The 1,282-nt window shown below is 67.0% G+C and carries 1 protein-coding gene; it reads right to left on the reverse strand.

Annotated elements, in window-relative coordinates; translation table 11 throughout:
• Positions 1 to 100: 100 nt before the first annotated feature.
• Positions 101 to 1,282: DNA polymerase III subunit gamma/tau (locus MPJ51_RS19640; RefSeq protein ID WP_298390398.1), on the reverse strand; the 1,182-nt coding region annotated here is incomplete at its 5' end.

The raw sequence follows: 1,282 nt of genomic DNA on the forward strand, positions 1-1,282 counted from the left end.
CGCGCGGGCATTGCCCGCGCGCTGCCGGGCCCAAGGCCGCTCAGGTGTGTCGGCGTCAGCCGATGCGCCGTGGCGGGCACGGGAGGGTTTGGTTGGTGGTTCAATCCTCCTCGAACGGGTCCCATTCGTCCTCGACCTCGGGCAGGGCCTCGGTTTCGACCTTGGCCGCACGTTGTTCGGGGGTTTCGATCCGGGTGATCCGCGCTTTGGGGAATTGGGCAAAGACGGCCTGAACCAGCGGATGCGCGCTGGCTTCTTGTTTCAGGGCCTCTTCAGCGGCGTTTTCCTTTTCATAGATCGTCTCGCCACCGCCTTCGTTTACGACGGTGACGGCCCAGCGGTTGCCGGTCCATCGTTGCAGGGCGGTGCCCAGCTTTTGTGCCAGATTGGGTGAGGCGCGTTCGGTCGGCTGGAACTCGATCCGGCCCGGCTGATAGGCGGCAAGGCGGAGGTAGCTTTTGACCTCTTCCAGCAGCACACCGTCACGGTTGGCGCGGATCAGCTCGACCACGTGGTCGAAGGTTGGATAGCGGGCCAGCGCGGTCTGTACATCCTGTGCCAAAGCCGCAGTAGGGCCGCCGGAATTCCCACCGGTGGCCGCCGCATAGGCAGGTTGCGCGCTGGCCTGGGGTGCTGGTGCGCTGCGTCCCGGCAGGGCGACGCCACCACCCGGGCCGCCATTGGGCGGGGGCGGGGTATCTTGCAGCCGTTTGATCAGTTCTTCAGGGCTGGGCAGGTCGGCCACATGGGTCAGGCGGATCACCGCCATTTCGGCGGCCATCATGGCGTTGGGCGCGGCCGAGACCTCCTCAAGCGCTTTCAGCAGCATCTGCCACATCCGGGTCAAGACGCGCATCGGCAGGGCCTCGGCCATCTGCACCCCGCGCGCGCGTTCGTCGGGGGATACAGTCGGGTCCTCGGCGGCGTCCGGTGTGATTTTCACCACCGAGACCCAATGGGTGATCTCGGCCAGATCGCGCAGCACGGCCAGAGGGTCGGCGCCCTCGGCATATTGCCCACCCAGTTCCGTCAGCGCACCGGCTGCGTCGCCGCGCAGGATCATGTCCATCAGGTCCAAAACCCGGCCGCGATCGGCCAGACCCAGCATGGCGCGCACCTGATCGGCGCTGGTTTCTCCGGCCCCGTGCGAGATCGCCTGATCCAGCAGCGAGGTCGCATCGCGGGCCGAACCCTCAGCCGCACGGGTAATCAGCGCCAGCGCGTCATCGGCGATCTGCGCGCTCTCGGCACCTGCGATCTTGCGCAGCAGGCCGATCATGTC

Origin of the sequence: Ruegeria sp. (genome assembly GCF_028066395.1) — a bacterium.
GTDB lineage: Bacteria > Pseudomonadota > Alphaproteobacteria > Rhodobacterales > Rhodobacteraceae > Ruegeria.